This is a genomic window from Flaviaestuariibacter amylovorans (assembly GCF_039541815.1).
GTDB lineage: Bacteria > Bacteroidota > Bacteroidia > Chitinophagales > Chitinophagaceae > Flavisolibacter > Flavisolibacter amylovorans.
This window is the reverse complement of sequence record NZ_BAABGY010000005.1, coordinates 69422-90351: the sequence shown is the minus strand read 5'-3', so window position 1 is coordinate 90351 and position 20930 is coordinate 69422. Positions and strand designations below refer to the sequence as shown.

Below are 20930 nucleotides of genomic sequence, written 5' to 3'. Positions count from 1 at the left end.
TTTTCCATTTGGATGGTCTCGCCTGCTGCAGGTTAGGTCGTATTGAACGCTTTTGAATTTTGACGTGAATCCATCGGCAGAGCCGCATCAAGAAAGGATTCTGCCGCCAAAGACCGCCTTCCCTACCTTTGCGGCGCAATAACCCGTATGTCCCGACACTACAGCCAGGTACGGGCGATGCTCGCCATTACCGTGGCGAGCCTGCGCTCGACGTTCAAAAGCCCGCAGTCGATCTTTTTCGGACTGTTTTTCCCGATCGTGCTGATCGTGATCTTCGGCGCGCTTGGGCGCGGCGGCGGCGGCGGCGCCTCGGTGGACATCGCCTTTGAAAAGGGGACCGACACCACGAGCCTGCTTTATAAGGGGCTGCTGACGGCACCGCTTCACGTGGTGAAGGACCGTCCGGACCATTCGGTCGAGGACGATCTGCGCAAGGGACGTATTTCGGCCATCCTCGGGTTGCGCCCCCGCACCGACAGCGCATCGCCCCCCTTCGAGATCAATATCCGGACCTCGAAGGCGAGCATGAAGGACATGCAGCTGCTGAATACGGTGCTCAAGGAAGCCGTGCACGAAGTTGAGAAGAGTGTGTACCCCGACCGGCCGCGCTATGCCACCATCACCCAAACGGTGATGGAGGGGCGCGAGTACCGGATGATCGACTTCTTTCTGCCCGGCATGATCGGCTTCTCGCTCATCGGCTCCGCCGTATTCAGCGTGGCCTTCGTGTTCTTCTCGATGCGCGAAACGCTGGTGCTGAAGCGCCTCTACTCAACGCCCATCCGTAAAAGCTACATCATCCTGGGCGAGAGCCTGTCGCGGGTGCTGTTCCAGATGATGGTGGTGCTGCTGCTCATCGCCTTCGGTCATTTCTTTTACCGGTTTTACCTGTCGCAGGGCGTGCTGACGGTGCTGTACATGCTGTTCCTGAGCTTCCTGGCCCTGCTCGTGTTCATGGGATTCGGCTTTTTCGTGTCGTCGGTGGCCCGCAATCAGAACGTGATCCCGATCTACGCCAACCTCTTCATGTTCCCTCAGTATTTCCTGTCGGGCACCTTCTTCTCACGCGAGGCCCTGCCCGGCTTCCTGCAGCCCGTCATCAAATTCCTGCCGCTGACCGCCCTGAACGACGCCATGCGCAACGTCGCCTTCGAGGGCGCCGGACTCGGTTCCTGCCTCCCTCAAATCGCGGTGCTCCTCGCCTGGGGCCTCCTCGTTTTCTTTGCCACGGTGAAGGTGTTCCGCTGGGAGTGAGGCCGCTGCGCGGCGGTTTATTGGTCTATTAGTTTATTAGTTTATTAGTAAGGGGCGTTTCTGTTCGGTCAGTCATTGCGTAGCGCGTCCCGTCATTGCGATCCGCCGGTTGGCGGAGAACAATCGCTCCGTTGCGTGGAGGGTTAGCGATGGCGGCCATCCGATCCCATGGGTGATCCCTCGACAAGCTTGGGATGACAAGGTCCGGTTCATTTCGAAAACCCATGGCTGAAGCCATGGGCTGGTTTAAATCGAATACCCACGGCTAAAGCCGTGGGCTGGTGGCGTCGCTTGCGAAATCAAAAATCTGAAATCCGAAATCTGAAATCCAAGATCCGAGATCCCAGATCCGAGATCTGAGATCCATTGCGGTACCTTTGCCGCCAAAACCCGCTGCCCGTGCGCCTGATTCGCTTTATCCTGATCTCCATCGTGCTCCTGTTCGGCCTCTGGACGCTGATCTCCCTCATGATCCCGTCGCACGTGGTGATCTCACGGGCCACCAACATTGCGGCAGCGCCGTCAGCCATTTTCGGGCGCATTAACGACAGCAGCCAATGGAACCGCTGGCATCCGTGGTTCGCCCAGCGCACCGAGGAGAACGCCCGCGTGCGCTTTCTCTGGCAGCAGCGTACCGACACGCAGTCGACCGTAGTACTCACCTACCCCGGTGCCCGCAACCTGCACAACACCTGGAAGCTGCACAGTTACCCCGGCGCCGATTCGGCCACGCTGCAGTGGCGGATCGACTTTCACCTGCGCTGGTATCCCTGGGAAAAATTCAGCTCCCTCCTGTTTGAGAGCAACTACGGGGGCGTGATGCAGCAGGGGCTCGAGACCCTGAAAAAGGACATCGAAAGCGACGGAAAATAATTTTTCACCCGGCTGCAACGAAAGCCGCCAACCCGATGTCAGAGGGGCAGCATGGATCAACGTGAACTCGTCCGACAATGCCTGAAAGGAAAGCCGAGCGCTCAGAAAGCGCTCTACGACCTCTTCGCGCCCGACATGCTGGCCGTTTGCTACCGATACACCAAAAGCATGGCCGATGCCGAGGACGTGCTGCAGGAAGGCTTCGTCAAGGCCTTCCTGGCCCTGGAGCAGTACCGCGCCCAGGGTGAGCTGGGCGGCTGGATCCGCCGCATCATGGTGAACACCGCCCTCAACTACCTGAAGCGCAAATACCCCTACAACACCGACCTCTCTTTCGGCAGCGACCACCTCCACCCCGTGTCGCAGGAGAATCCCGAGGTGCGCCTCCATGCCAAGGAGCTGGCCGACCTGATCCGCCAGCTGCCCACCGGATACCAGACCATTTTCAACCTCTATGCCGTGGAAGGATTCAGCCATGCCGAGATCGGCACCCTGTTGGGCATCAGCGAAGGCACCTCGCGCTCGCAGTACGCCCGCGCCCGGGCCCTGCTGATCACCTGGATCCAGCGGTCGGAGGAGCACCCCAAAACGCAATCCTATGCAGGAAAATAATTTCGAAAAACAGGTGCAGCAAAAGATGGGCGAGCTTCGCTTCGAGCCCACAACCCCGGTGTGGGCCGCGGTGGAAGCGCGCATCCGCAAGAAAAAAGAGCGCCGCCGCCTCCTCTTCTGGATGTTCTTCGGCGTCCTGCTGCTCGGCGGGGCCGGCGCCTGGCTGCTGCAGGGCCGCCCCTCGGCCAGCAACCTCGCGCATACCTCGGCACAGCTCCCGCAAACACAGCCGACGACAACGCCGGGCACGCAGACGGCTGCTCCCGCAACACCGTCCGCAACGGGGGCCATGAGCAACGGCAGCAACGGACCGGCGGACGCCGGTACCACCACCGCAACGAAAGAAACAGTACTCCCCACGGTAGCAACAGCTACCGGGGAAATCGCGGTTGCCCGTACCGCAACGGCGAGCCCTGCACCGGCTACGCGGGCAACCAGCGAAGGCGCAAGCAAGGCCCGCATGGGCGCAGTGTCGCCGGTGCGCGCTTCCCGCAACGGGCGAACGGCTGCACGGCGCACAACAGGGCCGGCAACCGCGGGCCCGGTACCGGCGCAGCACCACGCTGACCGCCCGGGCGCAAACATCACTACAACGAACACTGCTGCCACGAAAGCAACCACAACTACCGCTACAGCCGACCCGGCGCCCGGAACAACGGAGGCAACCCGTATTTCTACGGCAAAGGCTCCGACGGCCGGCGTTCCCGCGCCTGGAGCCGACAGCACAAACACTGCCGCCACTACGCCGCAGGCCCCCGATGTTGCTGCGGCTGCTGCGCCTCCCGCAGCACCCCAGCACCGCAAAGCCCGTCCCTTCCAATGGCGCGTTTGGGCAGGAGCCGGCCGCAGTGCCTTTACGAGTCCGGGCCCGGGCACCAAGTCCAGCTACGACGTCGTACAAAACACCGGTGGCGGTGTGGGCAGCGGCAGCGGCAACCCTCCGCTTTCGGGCAGCTTCTCCTACCCCACTCCCGACCGCGACCCGGCGGCCTCCTTCCAGGCAGGCGTCAGCCTGATCTATCCACTCAGCAGGAACGTACAGCTCGAAGCCAGCATCGGCTATCACTACCTGAGCACCGTGCAGCAGGTGGGTGCGTTCCGTGCCGAGACCGGCTCCGCCACGCCCAGCAACAGCGCACGCACTTATTACAGCTATGGCTCCCAAACGAGCTACCGCAACCAGTTCCACACGCTCCAGCTTCCGCTGCAGCTGGGCTGGAAGCCGCACCCGCGCGTCACGCTCACCGGCGGGGCCAGCATCTCCTGGCTGGTGGCCACCAACGCGCTGCGCTTCGACGAGGGGAATGGCCGTTCGTATAAAGATGATTCCGAGTGGCAACGGACCGGTGTGTCGCTGCTCGGTGGCGCCCGCTACCAATTCTGGAAAAAAGGTGCCCGCTCAATCGATGCAGGCCCTGTGCTGCAGTACGGCCTCTCCCCGCTCGAGCGCAGCACCGGAAAACGCTTCTCCTATATTGGCCTCCAGGCCGGCTTTCAATTTTGATCACCGCTGATGCAACGCGGGCACCGCGCCCCGTGTCAGGTACAAAACGCTTCTTTATGAAATTGACCAGAACCGCTTCCTTCCTCGCGCTCCTGCTGCCGCTTTTCTTCCTCGGCAGCTGCGTCAAAGACACCTGCCGCAAAACCATCACGATGAAAATGCCGGTGTTCCGCTCGCTCACCGAAGTACGCAACGGCATGCGGAGCGGGGTGGCCCAACCCGTGCGTCATCCCGGTAAGATCTATACCCGCGGCGGCTACCTGTTCCTCAACGAGGTCGACAAAGGCATCCACGTCATCGACAACAGCAACCCGGCGAACCCGCAGAAGCTGGCCTTCATCCCGATCCCCGGCAACGTGGACCTCGCCGTGAAAGGACAATACCTCTATGCCGACTCCTACGCCGACCTCGTCGTGTTCGACCTGGGCAACCTCGCCGACATCCGCCCCGTGCGCTTCGTCGACAACGTATTCCCCTTCCGCTCCAACTACTATTTCGGCAATACAACGAACCCCGATTCGATGATGGTGGTGGTGGATTACACGCTTCGCGATACCGTGGTCGACTGCGACTCCTACGGCGGCCCCGAATTCTTCGACCGCGGGGGCGCAATGCCCATGAGCGGCCCCGGCGGCGTGCTTAACACGGCTGGCGGCGGCGGTGGTGGCACAGGCGGCTCCATGGCGCGCTTCGCCATCACGGGCGATCACCTCTACACCGTGTCTACCTATTCGCTCAGCACCTTCTCCATCAGCAACCCCGCGCAGCCGCAGCGTCTCGGCGAGCGCCAGCTCGGTGGGTGGAACATCGAGACCATCTTCCCCTTCCGCGACAAGCTGTTCATCGGCTCCGCCAACGGCATGATGATCTACGACATCTCGGTGCCCACCAACCCGTCGTTCATCAGCTCCTTTGCCCACGTCACTGCCTGCGACCCCGTGATCGCCGACGACCGCAATGCCTTCGTCACGCTCCGCACCGGCACCGCCTGCCGCGGCGTCAACGACCAGCTCGACGTACTCGACATCACCAACCTTTCGCAGCCCACCCCGGTGCGCACCTACGCGCTCACCAACCCGCACGGCCTTGCCAAGGATGGCGACCTGCTCTTCATCTGCGACGGCCGCGACGGCCTCCGCGTCTATAACGCCGCACAGCCATCGGCACTCGTGCCCCTGCAGCACATCACCGGTATCGACACCTACGACGCGATCGCCCTGGGCGGCACGTTGCTGGTGGTGGCGAAAGACGGCCTCTACCAGTATTCCTACAACTCCGGCGGCAACCTCGTACGCTTAAGCCGCATCGCCATCGAAAACTGATCCCGATGAAAAGACAGCTCCTGATCCTTCTGCTTTCCGGCGCCACCCTTGGTGCCGGCGCGCAGGGTGCCCGCAGCGGCCCGCGCTTTCGCAGCATCAACAGCGCCGGTCTTACGGTGGGCAGCTACGATACGCCAATTCAATTCCAGACGGTGAACGGCCTGCAGTGGGACGGCTGGTACGCCGGTATCGGCATCGCCTACGACCCCTACCGCATCCGCACGGTGCCCTACTTCCTCGACCTGCGTCGCCGCGTGGGCCCCGCGAAGCTGCCCTTCTTCCTGTATGCCGACGCGGGCAGTCAGCTGGTGCTCGCCGGCACCAACAAGGACGGCGCCAACCACCGCTGGAACGGGAAGCTGTACTTCGACGCGGGCGTCGGCTACACCGTGGCGCTGAAGGGCCGCAATGCCATCGAGCTGGCCCTCGGCTATTCGCGTAAAGCCGTGGGCGCCACGGTTACGGAGCCCACCTTCTGCCCCGGCGGCAACTGCCCCGACAACGTCTATCGCCTCGACCACACGCTGCGCCGCGTCATGATCCGCGCCGGCTGGTCGTTTTGAACATCGTCCCTTTCTTGTCGGTATATAGATGGGAATTCGAGCCCGGGCGTAAAAGCCTGGGTTTCTTTTTGCCAACTGGCAAAGGCAAAATTCAAAAGTCAAAAACTATTACGCTACCAACGGAACTAAACCGACTCATTGCCGGCGTCCGCCTTTTGACTTTTGACCTTTGAATTGGAGCCCGGGCGTAAATGCCCGGGTTTCTTTTTGCGGTTGCGCACCGTTGCCTCTTCCCGGCACTTCGCAGGGCTTATCCTGCACTTCGGGGTGATTTGACTTTCCCGCGGCAACGGCCTGTGGTTTCTTGCATGCAAAACAGCAAGTATGAAACCACAACCCAGCCAGGCTTTCCCGGCATACCCGCAGCGCCGGATCGGCGCCCCAAGGCCCGCCCTTGTACTTCTAACGATCCTCCTATTGACCGCCTCCTGTCACAGCGGCCTGTTCCGGGGCGCAGGCAACGATCAACCGTTCAACGAGGCAACACCGCACCGCGTCCACCCGATGGCCGACAGCATACAGGCACTGCTCGACAGCGCGGTGCGGCGGGGGCTTCCCGGCGCGCAGGTATTGCTTCGCAATGCGGCCGGTACGCTACACGTTACCGCCGGCTATGCCGACCCCGGCAGCCGCCGGTCCTATACGGCGGAAACGCCGTCCTGGCTGTTCAGTATCACCAAGACCTATTCCGCGGTGCTGGCCCTGCAGCTTTGGGAACAAAAAAAGCTTGACCTCGACGCACCCATCGGCACCATTCTGCCGAAGCACCTGCTTCCGCCGGTGCCGGGGCATGAAGCCATCACCGTTATAATGCTGCTGCAGCACAGCAGCGGGCTGCGGAACTTCACGGCGCTGCCCGCATTTATACAACGACAGTTCACCCGACCGATGGAGCAGCCTACCGTGCAAGAGCGGCTCGCCTTGCTGGAAGGAACGCAGCTCCTTTTCAAGCCCGGCAGCGATTACGATTACTCCAATACGAATTACCTGCTGCTGCAACTCGTGCTGGAGCGCGTATCGGGTAAGGACTACGCCACCCTGCTCCGGGACGGCATCCTGCAGCCTGCCGGGCTGCGCAACACCTGGTATGCGCCAGCAGAAGCACGGGTCAGCACGATGGGATTCCCATCGGCCTTCTTCGACCGGCAGGGTAAAGGACAACTCGAAGACGGAACGGCCTGGAACAGTGCGATCGGCCGCGGGAGTGAGGGTTACGGCGGCATTGCGGCGCGGCCCGATGATGTGCTCCGGTTCTACGCCACCCTGCGCCCCGGCGGACCGCTGCTTTCCGATACGGCGCTACGCCGGATGCAGCACTGGTTTCAGGGGAGCAAATCCACGCAGCCGGATTACGGCTTCGGTATCGAATACTTTCAATACGATCGCAATGGCGGCGCGCCCCAGTGGGGCCACGAGGGCGATGGGCTCGGCTGCAGCACGCTTGCCTTGTATGTACCGGCAAACGGGACCTACCTGTACCTCAATGTGAACGCCGGCCGCCAGCTACCCGGCCCGATGCTGTACACGATCACCGACCTCAAGAACGACCTGTGTCGCTACGTGGCGTCGCAACGCTAGGGGCGTCTGCACCCGGAACCTTACATTTACGGAACACTGCCATGGAGAAACAACTCAACGACATCCGTTTCCGGCTGCTGGGCGCACCGCTCGTGGCGATGATGGGCCATCTTATTTTCTACAACCGCAACGACGCGGGCGACGGCGACCCGTTCGGCTTCTGGGGCATCTATGCGTTCAGCCTGCTCGAGACGGTCCTACTCTGGGAAACAGCCCGCCTCGTGATCGGCTACTTCCGTCGCCGGTACCCACACCTGCGGCAGACGGCGAAGCGCATCGTGCTCAGCCTGCTTGCCTCCACAGCAGTTGCCGTAGTAATACGGATCGCCAACATCTGGGTCTACGACCAGACCTTGCTCTGGGGGTACAAGTTCCCGCTCGAGGGCTACCTGCAGGCCGTATTCGTGGCCCTGCTCTTCATCGTGGTCATCGGCGGCATCTACGAGGGCGCCTACTACCTGCGGATGTGGCACAGCACCGCCCTGGAGGCCGAACGGCTGAAGAAGGAGCACCTGCAAACCCAGCTCGACTCGCTGAAGGTGCAGATCAACCCGCACTTTCTGTTCAACAGCCTCGGCTCCCTGGCCTCCCTCATCCCCGAGGATCCAGACCGCGCCGTGGAATTCGTGGAGGAGCTCTCGCGGGTGTACCGGTACCTGCTGCAGGCGAATGAAAAGACCGTAACCACGGTAGCCGACGAGCTGCACTTCATCGCCTCCTATTACCGCCTGCAGAAGATCCGCTTCGGCGATGGCATCGAACTCGTGCAACAGGTGACCGACGAGGCACGGGGGGCCGGCATCCCGCCCCTGACGCTACAGTTGCTGGTGGAGAACGCGATCAAGCACAACGCCATTCTTCCCGCACGGCCGCTGCTGATCACGATCACCAGTACGAACGACTTGTCGCTTGTGGTCCGCAACAACCTGCAGCCCCGGACATCGGCAGCCGCCTCGGAGCGGTTAGGGCTGCGCAATATTTCGGAAAAATACCGCCTGCTCGAGCAGCCCGCAGTAGTGGTGGAGCAAACCGCGGACGCCTTCCAGGTTACCCTTCCCCTCATTCATCCCTTACCCGCATGAATATCCTGATCGTTGAAGACGAACCCCTGTTGCGCCGGCGCCTGCAGTCGCTGCTGGAGGACCTTGACCCCGAAGCGCGCGTGACCGGGCACACCGGTAGCGTGCAGCAAACCGTGGAGTGGCTGCAACGGAACGAAGCACCCGACCTGATCTTCCTGGACATCGAGCTTGGCGACGGGCGGGCCTTCGACATCCTGGAGCGGCACCCGGTAACGAGCCCCCTCATCTTCGTGACGGCCTATGACGAATTCGCGGTGCGCGCGTTCCGGGTCAACAGCCTCGACTACCTGCTCAAGCCGGTGCGCCGGGAGGAACTCGCCGCAGCGCTCGGGAAGTTCCGCCAGTGGCAACGGTCGCGCGAAGCAGTAGCAGGCTTGCAAGACCAGCTCGAGGCGCTGCTCCACAGCCTGCAGCCCGCCCGGCCACGTACGCGTTTTCTCGTGCGGCGCGGCCAGAAGATGCGCTCGGTGGAGGTTGCCGACGTGGCTTATATCATGGTCCACAACTCGCTCCAGTACATCGTGACCCGGGATAACCAGCGCTTCCTCATCGACCACTCGATCGACGACCTGGAGCGCGAGCTCGACGGGCAACGCTTCTTCCGCGCCAACCGCCAGGTGATCCTCGCACACGACATCATCGCCAACGTGCAGCCCGAGCCGCACTCCAAGCTCCGTGTGGAAGTGACGGTGCCCTTCGACGGCCCTATCATGATCAGCCGCAACCGGGCGAAAGAGTTCCGCGAGTGGATGGGAGCATGAGAACGGGGGTTGCTTTGATGACCACCGGCTTTCGTTTTGAAGTCAAAATTCAAAATTCAAAAAGAGTGTCCTTAGAGTCAATGCCGCTTCTTGTTTCGAGCATTTATTCCGGAAAGTCGAAATTCAAAAAAGGGTGTCATTAGTTCGGAGGCCTTTTGCTTTTTCGGAAATCCGTTCGAACGGGAATATCAAATCTGGAAAACGAGAGGTGGCCGGCAACGCTTTCTTCAATCAGCAGCCCATGACAACCTTGAATGGCTGCGGCACCCGGAGCTTTTGACTTTTGAATTTTGAATTTTGGCTTCCGAATGAGCGCAAGGATCGAACAAGAGTTGATCACCCGCGTTTCAGGAAATTAAGGTTCCGCCGGATGCCCTTGTACTTGGCGCGGCTCAGCGGAGAGCGCTTGAAGATCTTTTTAAAGGCTTCTTCCGACAGCGCTTCCCATTCACGGGTGCCGAGGTGCAGCACCTCGGAAATAGGCGCAAAGGCCGCCTCGCTGTGCGGCTTGCTGAAGCGGTTCCAAGGGCACACCTCCTGGCAGACGTCGCAGCCGAACATCCAGTTGCCGAACTTCCCTTGCTGCTCCGCCGGGATGAGCTCGTCTTTCAGCTCGATGGTAAAATAAGAGATGCACTGGCTGCCGTTGACGGTTTTGTCGGGCAGGATGGCCCCCGTAGGGCAGGCATCGATGCAGCGGCGACAGGAGCCGCAGAAGTCCTTGGCGAACGGATCGTCGTAAACGAGGTCGAGGTCGGTGATGAGGGTGGCGATGAAGAAGAACGACCCGCTTTCTTTGGTGATCAGGTTGCCGTTCTTGCCCACCCAGCCGAGGCCGCTGCGGCGTGCCCAGCTCCGCTCGAGCACGGGCGCCGAGTCTACAAAGCCCCGGCCACCGAACTGCCCGATGGCGCCCTGCGCCTCTTCCACGAGTGCGTTGAGCTGCCGCCGGATCACAGTATGGTAATCCTCGCCCCAGGCATAGCGAGCGATCTTAAGGTCGCCCTGCTGCGCTTCGGCCGGATAGTAGTTCTTCAGAAGCGTGATCACCGAGCGGGCGCCGGGAACCAGCTTGCGCGGGTCGGTGCGGAGGTCGAAATAGTTTTCCATATAACCCATGCTTCCGTGCATCCCTTGATGGAGCCAGGACTCGAGGCGGCGGGCGTCCTCTTCCAGGAACACGGCGGCGGCCACCCCGCAGTGGTCGAAGCCATGGCGGCGGGCGGCTTCCTTGAGCCAGCGGGTATGGGTTTCCTGGGGCGACATGGGCTTTGGCGGCGAAGTTCCCGCTTTCTTTTTTTAGTGTAGAACTACAGCCCGTTAAAGTTTGCGGCAATTCGCCCGTGCATGTTGAATTTTATGTATACATTGGGCCACCAATTCACCTGCATGAGAAAATACATCCTGCCCTTGCTGTGCGCTGCCCTTTCGCTGAGCGCAAGTGCCCAGAAACGCGCCGAAGCCTATAAATTCGAAAAGATCACACCCGAAATGCTCGAGCGTCGGGCATACCCCATCGACAGCAATGCCCACGCCGTGATCCTTGCCGACGTCGGCAGCACCGAAATCGAGGGCAACACGAAAGGCTGGTTCTCCTTCCTGTTCCGCCGCCACAAGCGGGTACACATCCTCGACAAGAACGGCTACGACGAAGCTACCTTCCGCATCGTACTCGACCACAGCGGCTTCGAAACCGAAGAACGCGTGGAGAACCTCAAGGCTGTAGCCTACAACCTGGAGAACGGCAAGGTGGTGGAGACCCGCCTCAGCAAGGAAAACATCTTCAACGAAAAGGAGAGCGACTACCGCAACATCAAGAAGTTCACGCTGCCGAACGTAAAGGAAGGCACCATCATCGACGTGGAGTACCGCGTGCACTCCGACTATATTTCGCTGCTCCAGCCCTGGAGCTTCCAGGACCTCATCCCCTGCCTCTGGAGCGACTACACCGTATCGATCCCTGAGTTCTTTGACTACAACAAGATCTACAAGGGCTACACCCCCTTTTACATCAGCGACAAGAAGGAGCGCACCGGCCAGTTCAACATCACCGAGCCCAATGCCACCGGCCCTTCAGAGCGCTTCTCGTTGCAGGCCAACATCATCGATCACCGCTGGGTGGCCAAGGACGTGCCCGCCTTCCGGACGGAGCCCTTCCTCTCCACTCCCGGCAACTACATCAGCCATATCGACTTCCAGCTGTCGGCCATGCGCGCCCCCCTGCAGTACCGCAACCTTGTTCCCTCCTGGGGCGGCATGACCCGGGCGCTGCTCAACTCGGAGGCCTTCGGCAAGAAGCTGGATGCCAACAACGGCTGGCTGAAGGACGTGATGACGCCGCTCATGAAAGGCACGCCCACCGAGCAGGCCCGCAACATCTACAACTACGTGCGCGACCATGTGACCTGCACCGGCGGCCAGGGCGTCTTCCTGTCGCAACCCGTGAAAAACGTCTTCAAGAACGGCACCGGCAACGTAGCCGACGTGAACCTCCTGCTGGTGACGATGCTGCGCTACGCCAACATCCAGGCGGACCCGGTGATGCTGAGCACACTCGAGCACGGCAAGGTGTTCACGATCTACCCGCTGCTGACGCGCTTCAACTACGTCATCGCCTCCTGCAGCACCGATGCCGGCACCTTCTACCTCGACGCCAGCAAGCCGCGTCTCGGCTTCGGCCGCCTGCAGTACAACTGCTACAACGGCATGGCCCGCACCATCAACAACACGGCCGACCCGGTAATGCTGGTGAGTGATTCCCTCCGGGAGCGCCGCTTCACCTCGGTGTTCCTGACCATGGACGACAAGAAGAAATGGGTAGGCACGAAAACCCGTACGGCCGGCTACTACGAATCCAGCGACCTGCGTCGCCTGCACCAGGAGAAAGGCAAGGACGCCGTGTTTGCCGACCTCCGAAAAGACATCGGCGGCCAGGTGCTCGCCAGCGGCTTCAGCATCGATTCGCTCGACCAGTACGAGCACCCGGTGACGGTGCGCCACCAGCTCGGCATGGAATACGAAGGAGAGCCCGTACTCTACATCGACCCGATGTTCGGCGAAGGCATCAAGGAGAATCCCTTCAAGTCGGCCGAGCGCTTGTTCCCGGTGGAGATGCCCTATACACTCAACCAGACCTATTCGCTCACGATCTATATCCCGGACGGGTACGAGGTGGACGAGCTGCCCAAGTCGATGCGCCTGCACTTCAACGAGGCCAAAGAGGGTGGCTTCGAATACCTCATCTCGCAGTCGGAAGGTGTGATCTCGATGCGCTCGGTGATCCGCCTCGACCGCACGGTGTTCACGCCCGAGGAATACGAGAACCTGCGCGAATTCTACACCATGATCGTGGCCAAGCAAAAGGAACAGATCGTACTTAAAAAGAAAAAATGATGCGCCGCCCTTTTTTGCTCCTGATCGCCGCCGCAGCCTGTCTGTGTGCCTCCGGCACGGAGGACCTTTCCGTGTCGGCCATCCCCGCGCCGCTGCTGGCCAATGCCCACGTGGTCAAACGGATCGAAGAGCAGCGCTACGAGGTCCACAGCCCCCGGGAGGCGGTGCTGTATAAACGCTACGTACTCACGATCCTCGACGAGAACGGCCGCCGAGCCGCGACCCTTCAGGAGCCTTACAGCCGCCTGTACCGGATCACCGATATCGAAGGCGCCCTTTATGATGCGCAGGGCCGGCTGCAGCGCCGCCTCAAGGAGCGCGACCTGGCCGACTTCAGCGCCGTGGGCGACGAAAGCCTCATGAGCGATACCCGGGTGAAAGCCCATCGCTTCGAGCACTCCTCTTACCCCTACACGATCGAGTACACCATCACCCAGCGCTTCAACAATACCTTCCTGTACCCCACCTGGATGCCTTTGGACGAGGAGCACCTGTCGGTACAGAAAAGCAGCTTCACGTTTATCTGCCCGGAGGAATATGCCTACCGCTTCCGCAACAGCGGCGGTGCAGGCGACCCCGTTACCAGCAAGGAAAAAGGGAAGGTGCTGCGTACCTGGCAGGTCAGCAACCTCGAGGCGGTGGTCCGCCCCTTCGCTTCGCCACTGTGGCGCGAGCTGGCACCGGTGGTGCACTTTGCGCCCGGCCCTTTCGAAATCGGGCAGTACCGCGGCGATGCCGCCAGCTGGGAAGGCCTTGGACATTTCCTCAACGAGCTCAATAAGGGACGCGACGGACTTCCGCCGGTGTTGAAGCAAAAGGTGCAGTCGCTCGTCGGCGGCCTCAGCGACCCGAAGGAAAAGGTGCGTGTGCTCTACGAATACCTACAGAAAAACACGCGCTACATCAGCATCCAGATGGGCATCGGCGGCTGGCAGACGTTCGACGCGGAATTCGTGGCCAGCAAGGGCTACGGCGACTGCAAGGCCCTCAGCAACTTCATGTACTCGCTGCTGAAGGAAGCGGGCATCCCCGCCTACTACACGCTTGTGCGTGCCGGCGACGCGCCTTCCGACCGGCTCCTGCTCGAGGATTTTCCTTCGAACCAGTTCAACCACGTGATCGTTTGCGTTCCCTTTGCGAAGGATTCGATGTGGCTGGAATGCACGAACCAGTCGGTACCCGCCGGCTATATGGGCTCCTTCACCGGAAACCGCAAGGCCCTGCTCATCACGCCCGAAGGCGGCAAGCTGGTGGCGACGCCCCGCTACGGCTGGCGCGACAACCTGCAGGTCCGCAACGTAGCCGGCAGCATCGACGCCGAAGGCAATCTCTCGCTGCAAACCCGCACCACCTTTTATGCCGAACAGCAGGACCAGCTGCACTCACTGGTGAACGGGCTTTCGAAAGACAAGCTAAAGGAATACCTGAACGAAAGGATCGGTCTCCCGAGCTACGAGGTCAATAGCTTTGCGTACAAACCCATTCCCGGTGCGCTGCCTGCGCTGGAGGAACACCTTGACCTCACCGTACGCAACTATGCCTCGCTCACCGGCAAGCGCCTCTTCCTCGTACCCAACGTGGTCAACCGCTCGGGCCGGCAGCTCCCGGCCGACGAGCGCCGCTACGACATCCGTCTTTCTTCTGAATTCCACGACATCGACTCGGTGAGCATCGAGGTGCCGGCAGGCTACACCGTAGAAGTACTGCCCAAGCCGGTGCAGCTCAGCACACCCTTTGGCACCTTCCGCAGCGAAGTGCTGGTGCGCGGCAACAAGGTGGTACTCGTGCGCGAGCGGAAGGCCTTTGCGGGCCTCTTCCCTGCCGCCAGGTGGAACGAGCTGAAGGAATTCTATAACGGTATGCACAAGGCCGATGCGGCCGCCGTGGTGCTGGTGAAGCAGGGATCGTAAATCGGGAATCGGGAATAGAGCCTGAAAGAACAAAAATTTCTTACCGGGTCCAATACAAGAAAAGCCTGTGCAACGCACAGGCTTTTCTTGTATTGGACAGATCGGTCGGACTATTTCAAGCAGCGAGGTTTCACGATTCCCTATTCCCGATTGCCGCCCTCACTGGCAACTCACCTCCCGACCGCCATCGAGGGTGGCCTTGATGTCTTGCAGCATGCTGCCGCGCTTTTCCTCTTCAAGCTCCTTCATCAGGTAGGCAAACGTATAGCCGCGGCAGAAATCCACCACGAAGGCGGTGCCGCCCAGGCTCGGGGCCAGCAGGGCGCTGGCGCTGCCGCCTTTTGCTTCGGGCGCCCAGGCACCCATGGCATAATCGTACGAAGCCATTTCCTTCGGTGCGCCTTTCAGGTCGGTGCTGGCGGCCGAAACCCGGCGCAGCTCCTTCAGGGCAACCTCGCTTAGTACGGTCTGCCCGTTCAGCTTTCCGCCGTTGAGCAGCATGCGGCCGAACAGCAGCAGGTCGGCGGCCGACGTGCGCGCGCCGTGGTTGAAGTTGGGCTGTGAGCCGTCCATCGTATTGAAGGTGGTGCTGCGCATTCCCAGCGGGCGGAACAGGCGCTGCTGCGCCAGCATCTCGAATTTCTTCTTGGTCACGAGCTCGCAGATGCGGGCCGCGATGGCATAGCCGCGCTCGCTCCAGCGCCACTCGGTGCCGGGGTTCGTCTGGATCTCCTTGGCAGCATAGCTGTTGGCCTCGTCTTCCAAACCCTTCGTTTTCTCGAACAGCGACAGCTTCGAGGGCACCTGGATGCCCGTGAAGTGCGTCAGGCAATGACGGATCGTGATGTAGTTCTTTCCGTATTTGGCATACTCGGGCAGGTACTGCGTGATCTTGTCGTCGAGGCTGATCTTGCCTTCATCGGCGATCATCAGCACCACGGCGGTGGTCAGCAGCTGGCTGACGTAGCCGGCCTGCCCTTGCCCGCGGGTAATGTTGAAGGTCTTGATGTCGTTTTTGTACACGAGCGTGTCTTTGCTGGCCACTGCGAGCACAACGTTGTTGTTTTTGAGTTGTCGTACCTTTTGCTCCATGAGGCCACTGAGCGATGCCGTATCGAGCTGGGCGGACGCGGCCTGAAAAAGCAGCAGGGAAGCCGCTACTGAACTGACTTTCAGGCAGAAAGAACGAGAAAACAGTGTCATAATTTCCGGATTGGGGGCTTGGAATTTAATTTGTGAACATACAGGAAAATACGCTAACACAACCTTAAATAGCTCAGCAGATGAACCTGTCCAACTATACCATCAAGGCGGCCGAAGCCATCCAGGCGGCGCAGCAGCTCGCCTTCAACCGGCAGCACGCCAATATCGAAACGGAGCACCTGCTCGGCGCCCTGCTCGACCAGAAGGATTCGCCCGTGGAGTTCCTGCTCAAAAAGAACGCGGTGAACATCACGGGCCTCGAGACCCGCCTGGCCACGCAGCTCGACGGACTGCCGCGCGTGCAGGGCGGCGAGCCGGCCCAGAACATCGGCCGCGACGCCAACAACACGCTCCTCCGCGCGGGCTCGGTGATCCAGCAGTTCAACGATGAGTTCGTGACGCCGGAACACCTCCTGCTGGCCCTCGTGCAGGGCAACGATAGCAGTGCCAAACTCCTGAAAGACTCGGGTCTTACCGAGAAGGGCCTCGTTACGGCCATCAAGGACCTCCGCAAGGGTGGCACCGTGACCTCGCAAACCCAGGAGACGCAGTACAACACGCTCCAGAAATACGCCAGGAACCTCAACGAGCTCGCCCGGCAAGGCAAGCTCGACCCGGTGATCGGCCGCGACGAGGAGATCCGCCGCACGCTGCACATCCTCTCGCGCCGCTCCAAGAACAACCCGATGCTCGTAGGTGAGCCGGGTGTGGGTAAGACCGCCATCGCCGAAGGCCTCGCCATGCGCATCGTCAACGGCGACGTGCCCGAGACGCTGAAGTCGAAGACCATCTACGGCCTCGACCTCGGCCAGCTCATTGCCGGGGCCAAGTACAAGGGTGAGTTCGAAGAGCGCCTCAAGGGCGTGGTCAAAGAGGTAAGCACCTCCGAGGGCGAGATCATCCTCTTCATCGACGAGATCCATACCCTGGTGGGTGCGGGCGGCGGCGAAGGGGCGATGGACGCGGCCAACATCCTGAAGCCGGCCCTTGCCCGCGGAGAGCTGCGCGCCATCGGCGCCACTACGCTCAACGAGTACCAGAAATACTTTGAAAAGGACAAGGCCCTCGAGCGCCGCTTCCAGAAGGTGATGATCGACGAGCCCTCGGTGGAGGACGCGATCTCGATCCTGCGCGGCCTCAAGGACCGCTACGAGACGCACCACCACGTACGAATCAAGGACGAGGCCATCATCGCCGCCGTGGAGCTCTCCACGCGCTACGTCACCGACTGCTTCCTCCCCGACAAGGCCATCGACCTCATCGACGAAAGCGCGGCCAAGCTGCGCCTCGAAATGAACTCGATGCCCGAGGAGCTCGACGAGCTCGAGCGCCGTATCCGCCAGCTCGAGATCGAGCGGGAAGCCATTAAAAGAGAGAACGACGAAGACAAGCTGCACGACCTCAATACCACGATCGCCAACCTCGCCGTGGAGCGCGATACGCTGAAGGCGAAGTGGAACGAGGAGAAGGAGCTCGTCGACAAGATCCAGAATGCGAAGGCCGAGATCGAGAATCTGAAGCAGCAGGCCGAGCAGGCCGAGCGCGAGGGCGATTACGGCAAGGTGGCCGAGATCCGCTACGGCCGCATCAAGGAACAGGAAGCGGCGATCGTAAAACTACAACAGGAGCTCGACGAGCTTTCGACCAATAGCCGCCGCCTCATGAAAGAGGAGGTGGATGCCGAGGACATCGCCGAAAGCGTGGCCAAGGCTACCGGCATCCCGGTGAGCAAGATGCTCCAGAGTGAGCGCGAGAAGCTGCTCCACCTCGAAGAGGAACTACACCAGCGCGTAGTGGGCCAGGACGAGGCCATCACCGCCGTGGCCGATGCGGTGCGCCGCAGCCGCGCCGGCCTGCAGGACCCGAAGCGCCCCATCGGCTCCTTCATCTTCCTCGGCACCACCGGCGTGGGTAAGACGGAGCTCGCGAAAGCGCTGGCCGATTACCTCTTCGACGACGAGCACATGATGACCCGCATCGACATGAGCGAGTACCAGGAGAAGCATACGGTGTCGCGCCTCGTGGGTGCCCCTCCGGGCTATGTAGGCTACGAGGAAGGCGGCCAGCTCACCGAGGCCGTGCGCCGCAAGCCCTACCAGGTGGTGCTGCTCGACGAGATCGAGAAGGCGCACCCGGATGTCTGGAACGTATTACTACAGGTACTCGACGACGGTCGCCTCACCGACAACAAGGGCCGCGTGGTGAACTTCAAGAACACGATCATCATCATGACCTCCAATATGGGCTCGGACATCATCCAGGAAAACTTCGCGGACGTGACCGAGCGCAACAAGGACGCCGTGATCGAGCGTACGAAGGAAGAAGTGCTGGTACGCCTGCGCGAGACGGTGCGCCCCGAGTTCCTCAACCGCGTGGACGAGATCATCCTCTTCCACCCGCTGATGAAAAGCGAGATCCGCGGCATCATCCGCATCCAGCTCGAGGCCCTGAAGCGTCTTGTTTCGGATAGCGGGATCCAACTGCACTTCTCCGACTACCTCGTCGATTTCCTCTCCGAGAACGGCTTCGACCCGCAGTATGGCGCGCGCCCGCTGAAGCGCCTCATCCAGAAGGAGATCGTGAACGCCCTGAGCAAGAAGATCCTTGCCGGCGCGGTAGACAAGAGCCACCCCGTGCTCGTAGACGTGTTCGACGGCGTGGTGGTCTTCCGCAACGACGTGGAGCAGGCGCAAAGCGTATAAGGATCGCCGATGTAGGATCTCAGATTTCAGATTTATGGAGCCCCGCCGTTGGCGGGGCTTTGCTTTGCTTTTTAGATACAATGGATCGCCGCAAGCGGCTTGCGTTTCTTAAAGCGTTAGCGGGTTTCACGCGGAGACGCAAAGACGCGGGGTACGCAAAAATTTTTGCGACACACGGAGTGCATGTCATTGCGAGCGCAGCGAAGTCATCTCCTACGTTCTGCGAGGTGTTCCGGAAACCGGCGTTACGCAACTTGTTGAAAGAGTAGGAGCGGTTTAACCTGGCAATTGAATGCGATGTGCTGCTTTGCCGGATTTCACGCGCAACAGAGGAGCCTTCGACAAGCTCAGGATGACAATGCTTTGTCGGCCTCTTACTTTCGGCAGGAAAGCTCCTCCCAATGACCACAACCAGCAGTCCTTACGTGTAAAGAAAGAGGTATCGCCCGATACAGCGCTGCGGCACGAAACGGCTTTCGGATAGCACGGCCAATCTTCTGTTTCCTCTGCGCCTTGGCGTCTTGGCGCCTTTGCGTGAAACCCGCGTCGGAGTGAAAAGAATGCCAGGCGCTTGCGCCGGGAAGACAGAAGCGACAAGTCCGGAGCCCTGACGCTATTGCTCACCGCTTGCGGCCTTTTTCCTACTTTGCCGCCCATGGCCCCCACCAAAAGAAGCATCCCGCATCCCATTACCATCCTGATGATCGTGATCGTGCTGGCCGCGATCGCGACCTGGCTGCTGCCGGCAGGCAAGTACGCGACGCTGTCGTACAACGACGATAAGACCTTTACGATCACCGCGATGGAGGGAGGCTCCACATCCACCAGCAGCGTGCCCGGTACCCAGCGCACGCTCGACTCCCTCGGCATCCGGATTCCCGTTGCCTCGTTCGAAAAGGGCGACATCCGGAAGCCCGTATCCGTGCCGGGCACTTATAAACCAATCGCCGCCAACCGGCAGGGCCCGCTCGACGTGCTGATGGCGCCCGTCAAAGGGATTCACGAATCGATCGACATCATCCTGTTCATCCTAGTCATCGGTGGCTTTATGAATGTATTCAACGAGTCGGGGGCACTCGTTCGGGGACTGGCGGCGCTCTCCTACCGCATGCGCGGGCGCGAGTCCTGGCTCATCATCATCCTCACCTTCCTGTTCGCCGTCGGCGGCGGCTCCTACGGCATGTCGGAGGAAGGCCTTGCCTTCTACCCGATCCTGGTACCGCTGTTCCTGGCCGCCGGCTACGACCTGCTTGTACCCGTGATGGTGATCTTCGGCGGCACGCAGCTCGGCACGCTCGCCTCCTTCACCAACCCCTTCTCCACCATCATCGCCTCCAATGCCGCCGGCGTTAACTGGGCCGACGGGCTCAATGGCCGGCTGCTGCTCTTTGTGCTGGCCGCTTCCCTGCTGATCGGCTATACCCTGCATTACGCGGCCCGCGTCAAAAAAGACCCGTCGCGCTCCTGGGTACGCCGCATTGACGGGGCCGTGGCACCGCCCTTCGACGCGACGCTCCCGGCCACGGCGCCCTCCCTTGCCGGCCGCGACGGGCTGCTGCTGCTCCTTTTTCTGGGCACCTTCGGCGCCATGATCTTTGGCGTGGTGCGCCTCGGGTGGTGGCTCACCGAAATGACGACGCTGTTCCTCGGCGCGTCGATCCTGCTGGCCGTATTATTACGGCTGCCCGAAAAGACCTTTATCCGCTCGTTCCTGAAAGGCGCCGAAGACCTGCTCGGCGTGGCCTTTATCGTGGGCATCGCCCGCGGCGTTACCCTGATCCTCAACGACGGCGCGATCTCCGATACGATCCTCTACTACACGTCTGGCGGACTGCGTGGCTTGTCGCCCGAGGTATTCCTGCTCTTCGTGTTCGGGACCTACCTCCTGTTCACCCTGTTCATTTCCTCTTCTTCCGGCATGGCCGTACTCACCATGCCGATCATGGGCGCGCTGGCGCTGATGGCCGGCGTCGGTGGCAGCGAACTCGTGAATGCGTACCTCTTCGGCATGGGCATCATGGGCTTCCTGACGCCTACAGGGCTCATCCTGCCTTCGCTGGCACTCGTGGGCGTGAGCTATACCGCCTGGTGGAAACTGGTCCGGATGCTTATGGTCTGGCTCACCCTGCTGTGCATGGCCTTCCTGCTGGCAGGAAGATTTCTTTGAGTGTGC

Annotated in this window: 15 protein-coding genes; 13 read left to right on the top strand and 2 right to left on the bottom strand. The window is 61.0% G+C overall.

Translation table 11 applies throughout. From position 1 onward, the window contains the following. Positions 1-147: 147 nt before the first annotated feature. The 9 genes from ABD937_RS05695 (at position 148) to ABD937_RS05655 (ending at position 9549) form a co-directional block, all read left to right on the top strand. Positions 148-1254 (top strand): ABC transporter permease, encoded by a 1107-nt coding sequence (locus ABD937_RS05695; protein WP_345254105.1) that lies wholly within the window; start codon positions 148-150, stop codon positions 1252-1254. A gap of 399 nt (positions 1255-1653) precedes the next feature. Next, a complete protein-coding gene (locus ABD937_RS05690; RefSeq protein WP_345254103.1) occupies positions 1654-2127 on the top strand; it encodes an SRPBCC family protein in 474 nt (157 codons plus the stop codon). Positions 2128-2178: 51 nt separating this feature from the next. Further along, entirely contained in the window at positions 2179-2739 is a 561-nt protein-coding gene (locus ABD937_RS05685; protein ID WP_345254101.1) for an RNA polymerase sigma factor, read from the top strand. Beyond that, the gene (locus ABD937_RS05680; protein ID WP_345254099.1) at positions 2726-4243 is read left to right on the top strand and encodes a hypothetical protein; all 1518 of its coding nucleotides are present in this window, start codon (positions 2726-2728) and stop codon (positions 4241-4243) included. The genes ABD937_RS05685 and ABD937_RS05680 overlap by 14 nt, the downstream gene beginning before the upstream one ends. A gap of 56 nt (positions 4244-4299) precedes the next feature. Next, the gene (locus ABD937_RS05675; protein WP_345254098.1) at positions 4300-5565 is read left to right on the top strand and encodes an LVIVD repeat-containing protein; all 1266 of its coding nucleotides are present in this window, start codon (positions 4300-4302) and stop codon (positions 5563-5565) included. 5 nt (positions 5566-5570) lie between these two features. Beyond that, complete coding sequence (locus tag ABD937_RS05670) at positions 5571-6128, top strand: hypothetical protein (protein ID WP_345254096.1); 558 nt, start codon at positions 5571-5573, stop codon at positions 6126-6128. A gap of 324 nt (positions 6129-6452) precedes the next feature. Next, entirely contained in the window at positions 6453-7706 is a 1254-nt protein-coding gene (locus ABD937_RS05665; RefSeq protein WP_345254095.1) for a serine hydrolase domain-containing protein, read from the top strand. Positions 7707-7747: 41 nt separating this feature from the next. Beyond that, entirely contained in the window at positions 7748-8788 is a 1041-nt protein-coding gene (locus ABD937_RS05660) for a sensor histidine kinase (protein ID WP_345254093.1), read from the top strand. After that, positions 8785-9549 (top strand): LytR/AlgR family response regulator transcription factor, encoded by a 765-nt coding sequence (locus ABD937_RS05655; RefSeq protein ID WP_345254091.1) that lies wholly within the window; start codon positions 8785-8787, stop codon positions 9547-9549. Before ABD937_RS05660 ends, ABD937_RS05655 begins: the two co-directional genes overlap by 4 nt. 336 nt (positions 9550-9885) lie before the next feature. Here ABD937_RS05655 and queG read toward each other — a convergent pair whose 3' ends face one another. Beyond that, positions 9886-10815 carry a tRNA epoxyqueuosine(34) reductase QueG gene (gene queG / locus ABD937_RS05650; protein ID WP_345254089.1) on the bottom strand — a complete coding sequence of 310 codons (930 nt, stop codon included), beginning with the start codon at positions 10813-10815 and terminating at the stop codon, positions 9886-9888. 123 nt (positions 10816-10938) lie between these two features. On the opposite strand from queG, the gene ABD937_RS05645 reads away from it, so the two are divergent. Together ABD937_RS05645 and ABD937_RS05640 are read left to right on the top strand one after the other, a co-directional pair. Continuing rightward, the gene (locus ABD937_RS05645) at positions 10939-12942 is read left to right on the top strand and encodes a DUF3857 domain-containing protein (protein ID WP_345254088.1); all 2004 of its coding nucleotides are present in this window, start codon (positions 10939-10941) and stop codon (positions 12940-12942) included. Then, positions 12939-14852: a DUF3857 domain-containing transglutaminase family protein gene (locus ABD937_RS05640; protein WP_345254086.1), complete on the top strand. Its 1914-nt coding sequence runs from the start codon at positions 12939-12941 to the stop codon at positions 14850-14852. The genes ABD937_RS05645 and ABD937_RS05640 overlap by 4 nt, the downstream gene beginning before the upstream one ends. Positions 14853-15011: 159 nt before the next feature. On the opposite strand, the gene ABD937_RS05635 is transcribed toward ABD937_RS05640, so the two are convergent. Beyond that, entirely contained in the window at positions 15012-16055 is a 1044-nt protein-coding gene (locus tag ABD937_RS05635) for a serine hydrolase domain-containing protein (RefSeq protein ID WP_345254084.1), read from the bottom strand. A gap of 80 nt (positions 16056-16135) precedes the next feature. Between ABD937_RS05635 and clpB the strand changes: the two genes are divergently transcribed. Together clpB and ABD937_RS05625 are read left to right on the top strand one after the other, a co-directional pair. Next, on the top strand, positions 16136-18757 hold the full coding sequence (gene clpB / locus ABD937_RS05630; protein WP_345254082.1) for an ATP-dependent chaperone ClpB: 2622 nt from the start codon (positions 16136-16138) through the stop codon (positions 18755-18757). A 655-nt stretch (positions 18758-19412) separates the two neighbouring features. After that, positions 19413-20924, top strand: coding sequence for a YfcC family protein (locus ABD937_RS05625; RefSeq protein ID WP_345254080.1), 1512 nt, complete (start codon positions 19413-19415; stop codon positions 20922-20924). The last annotated feature ends 6 nt before the right edge of the window (positions 20925-20930 follow it).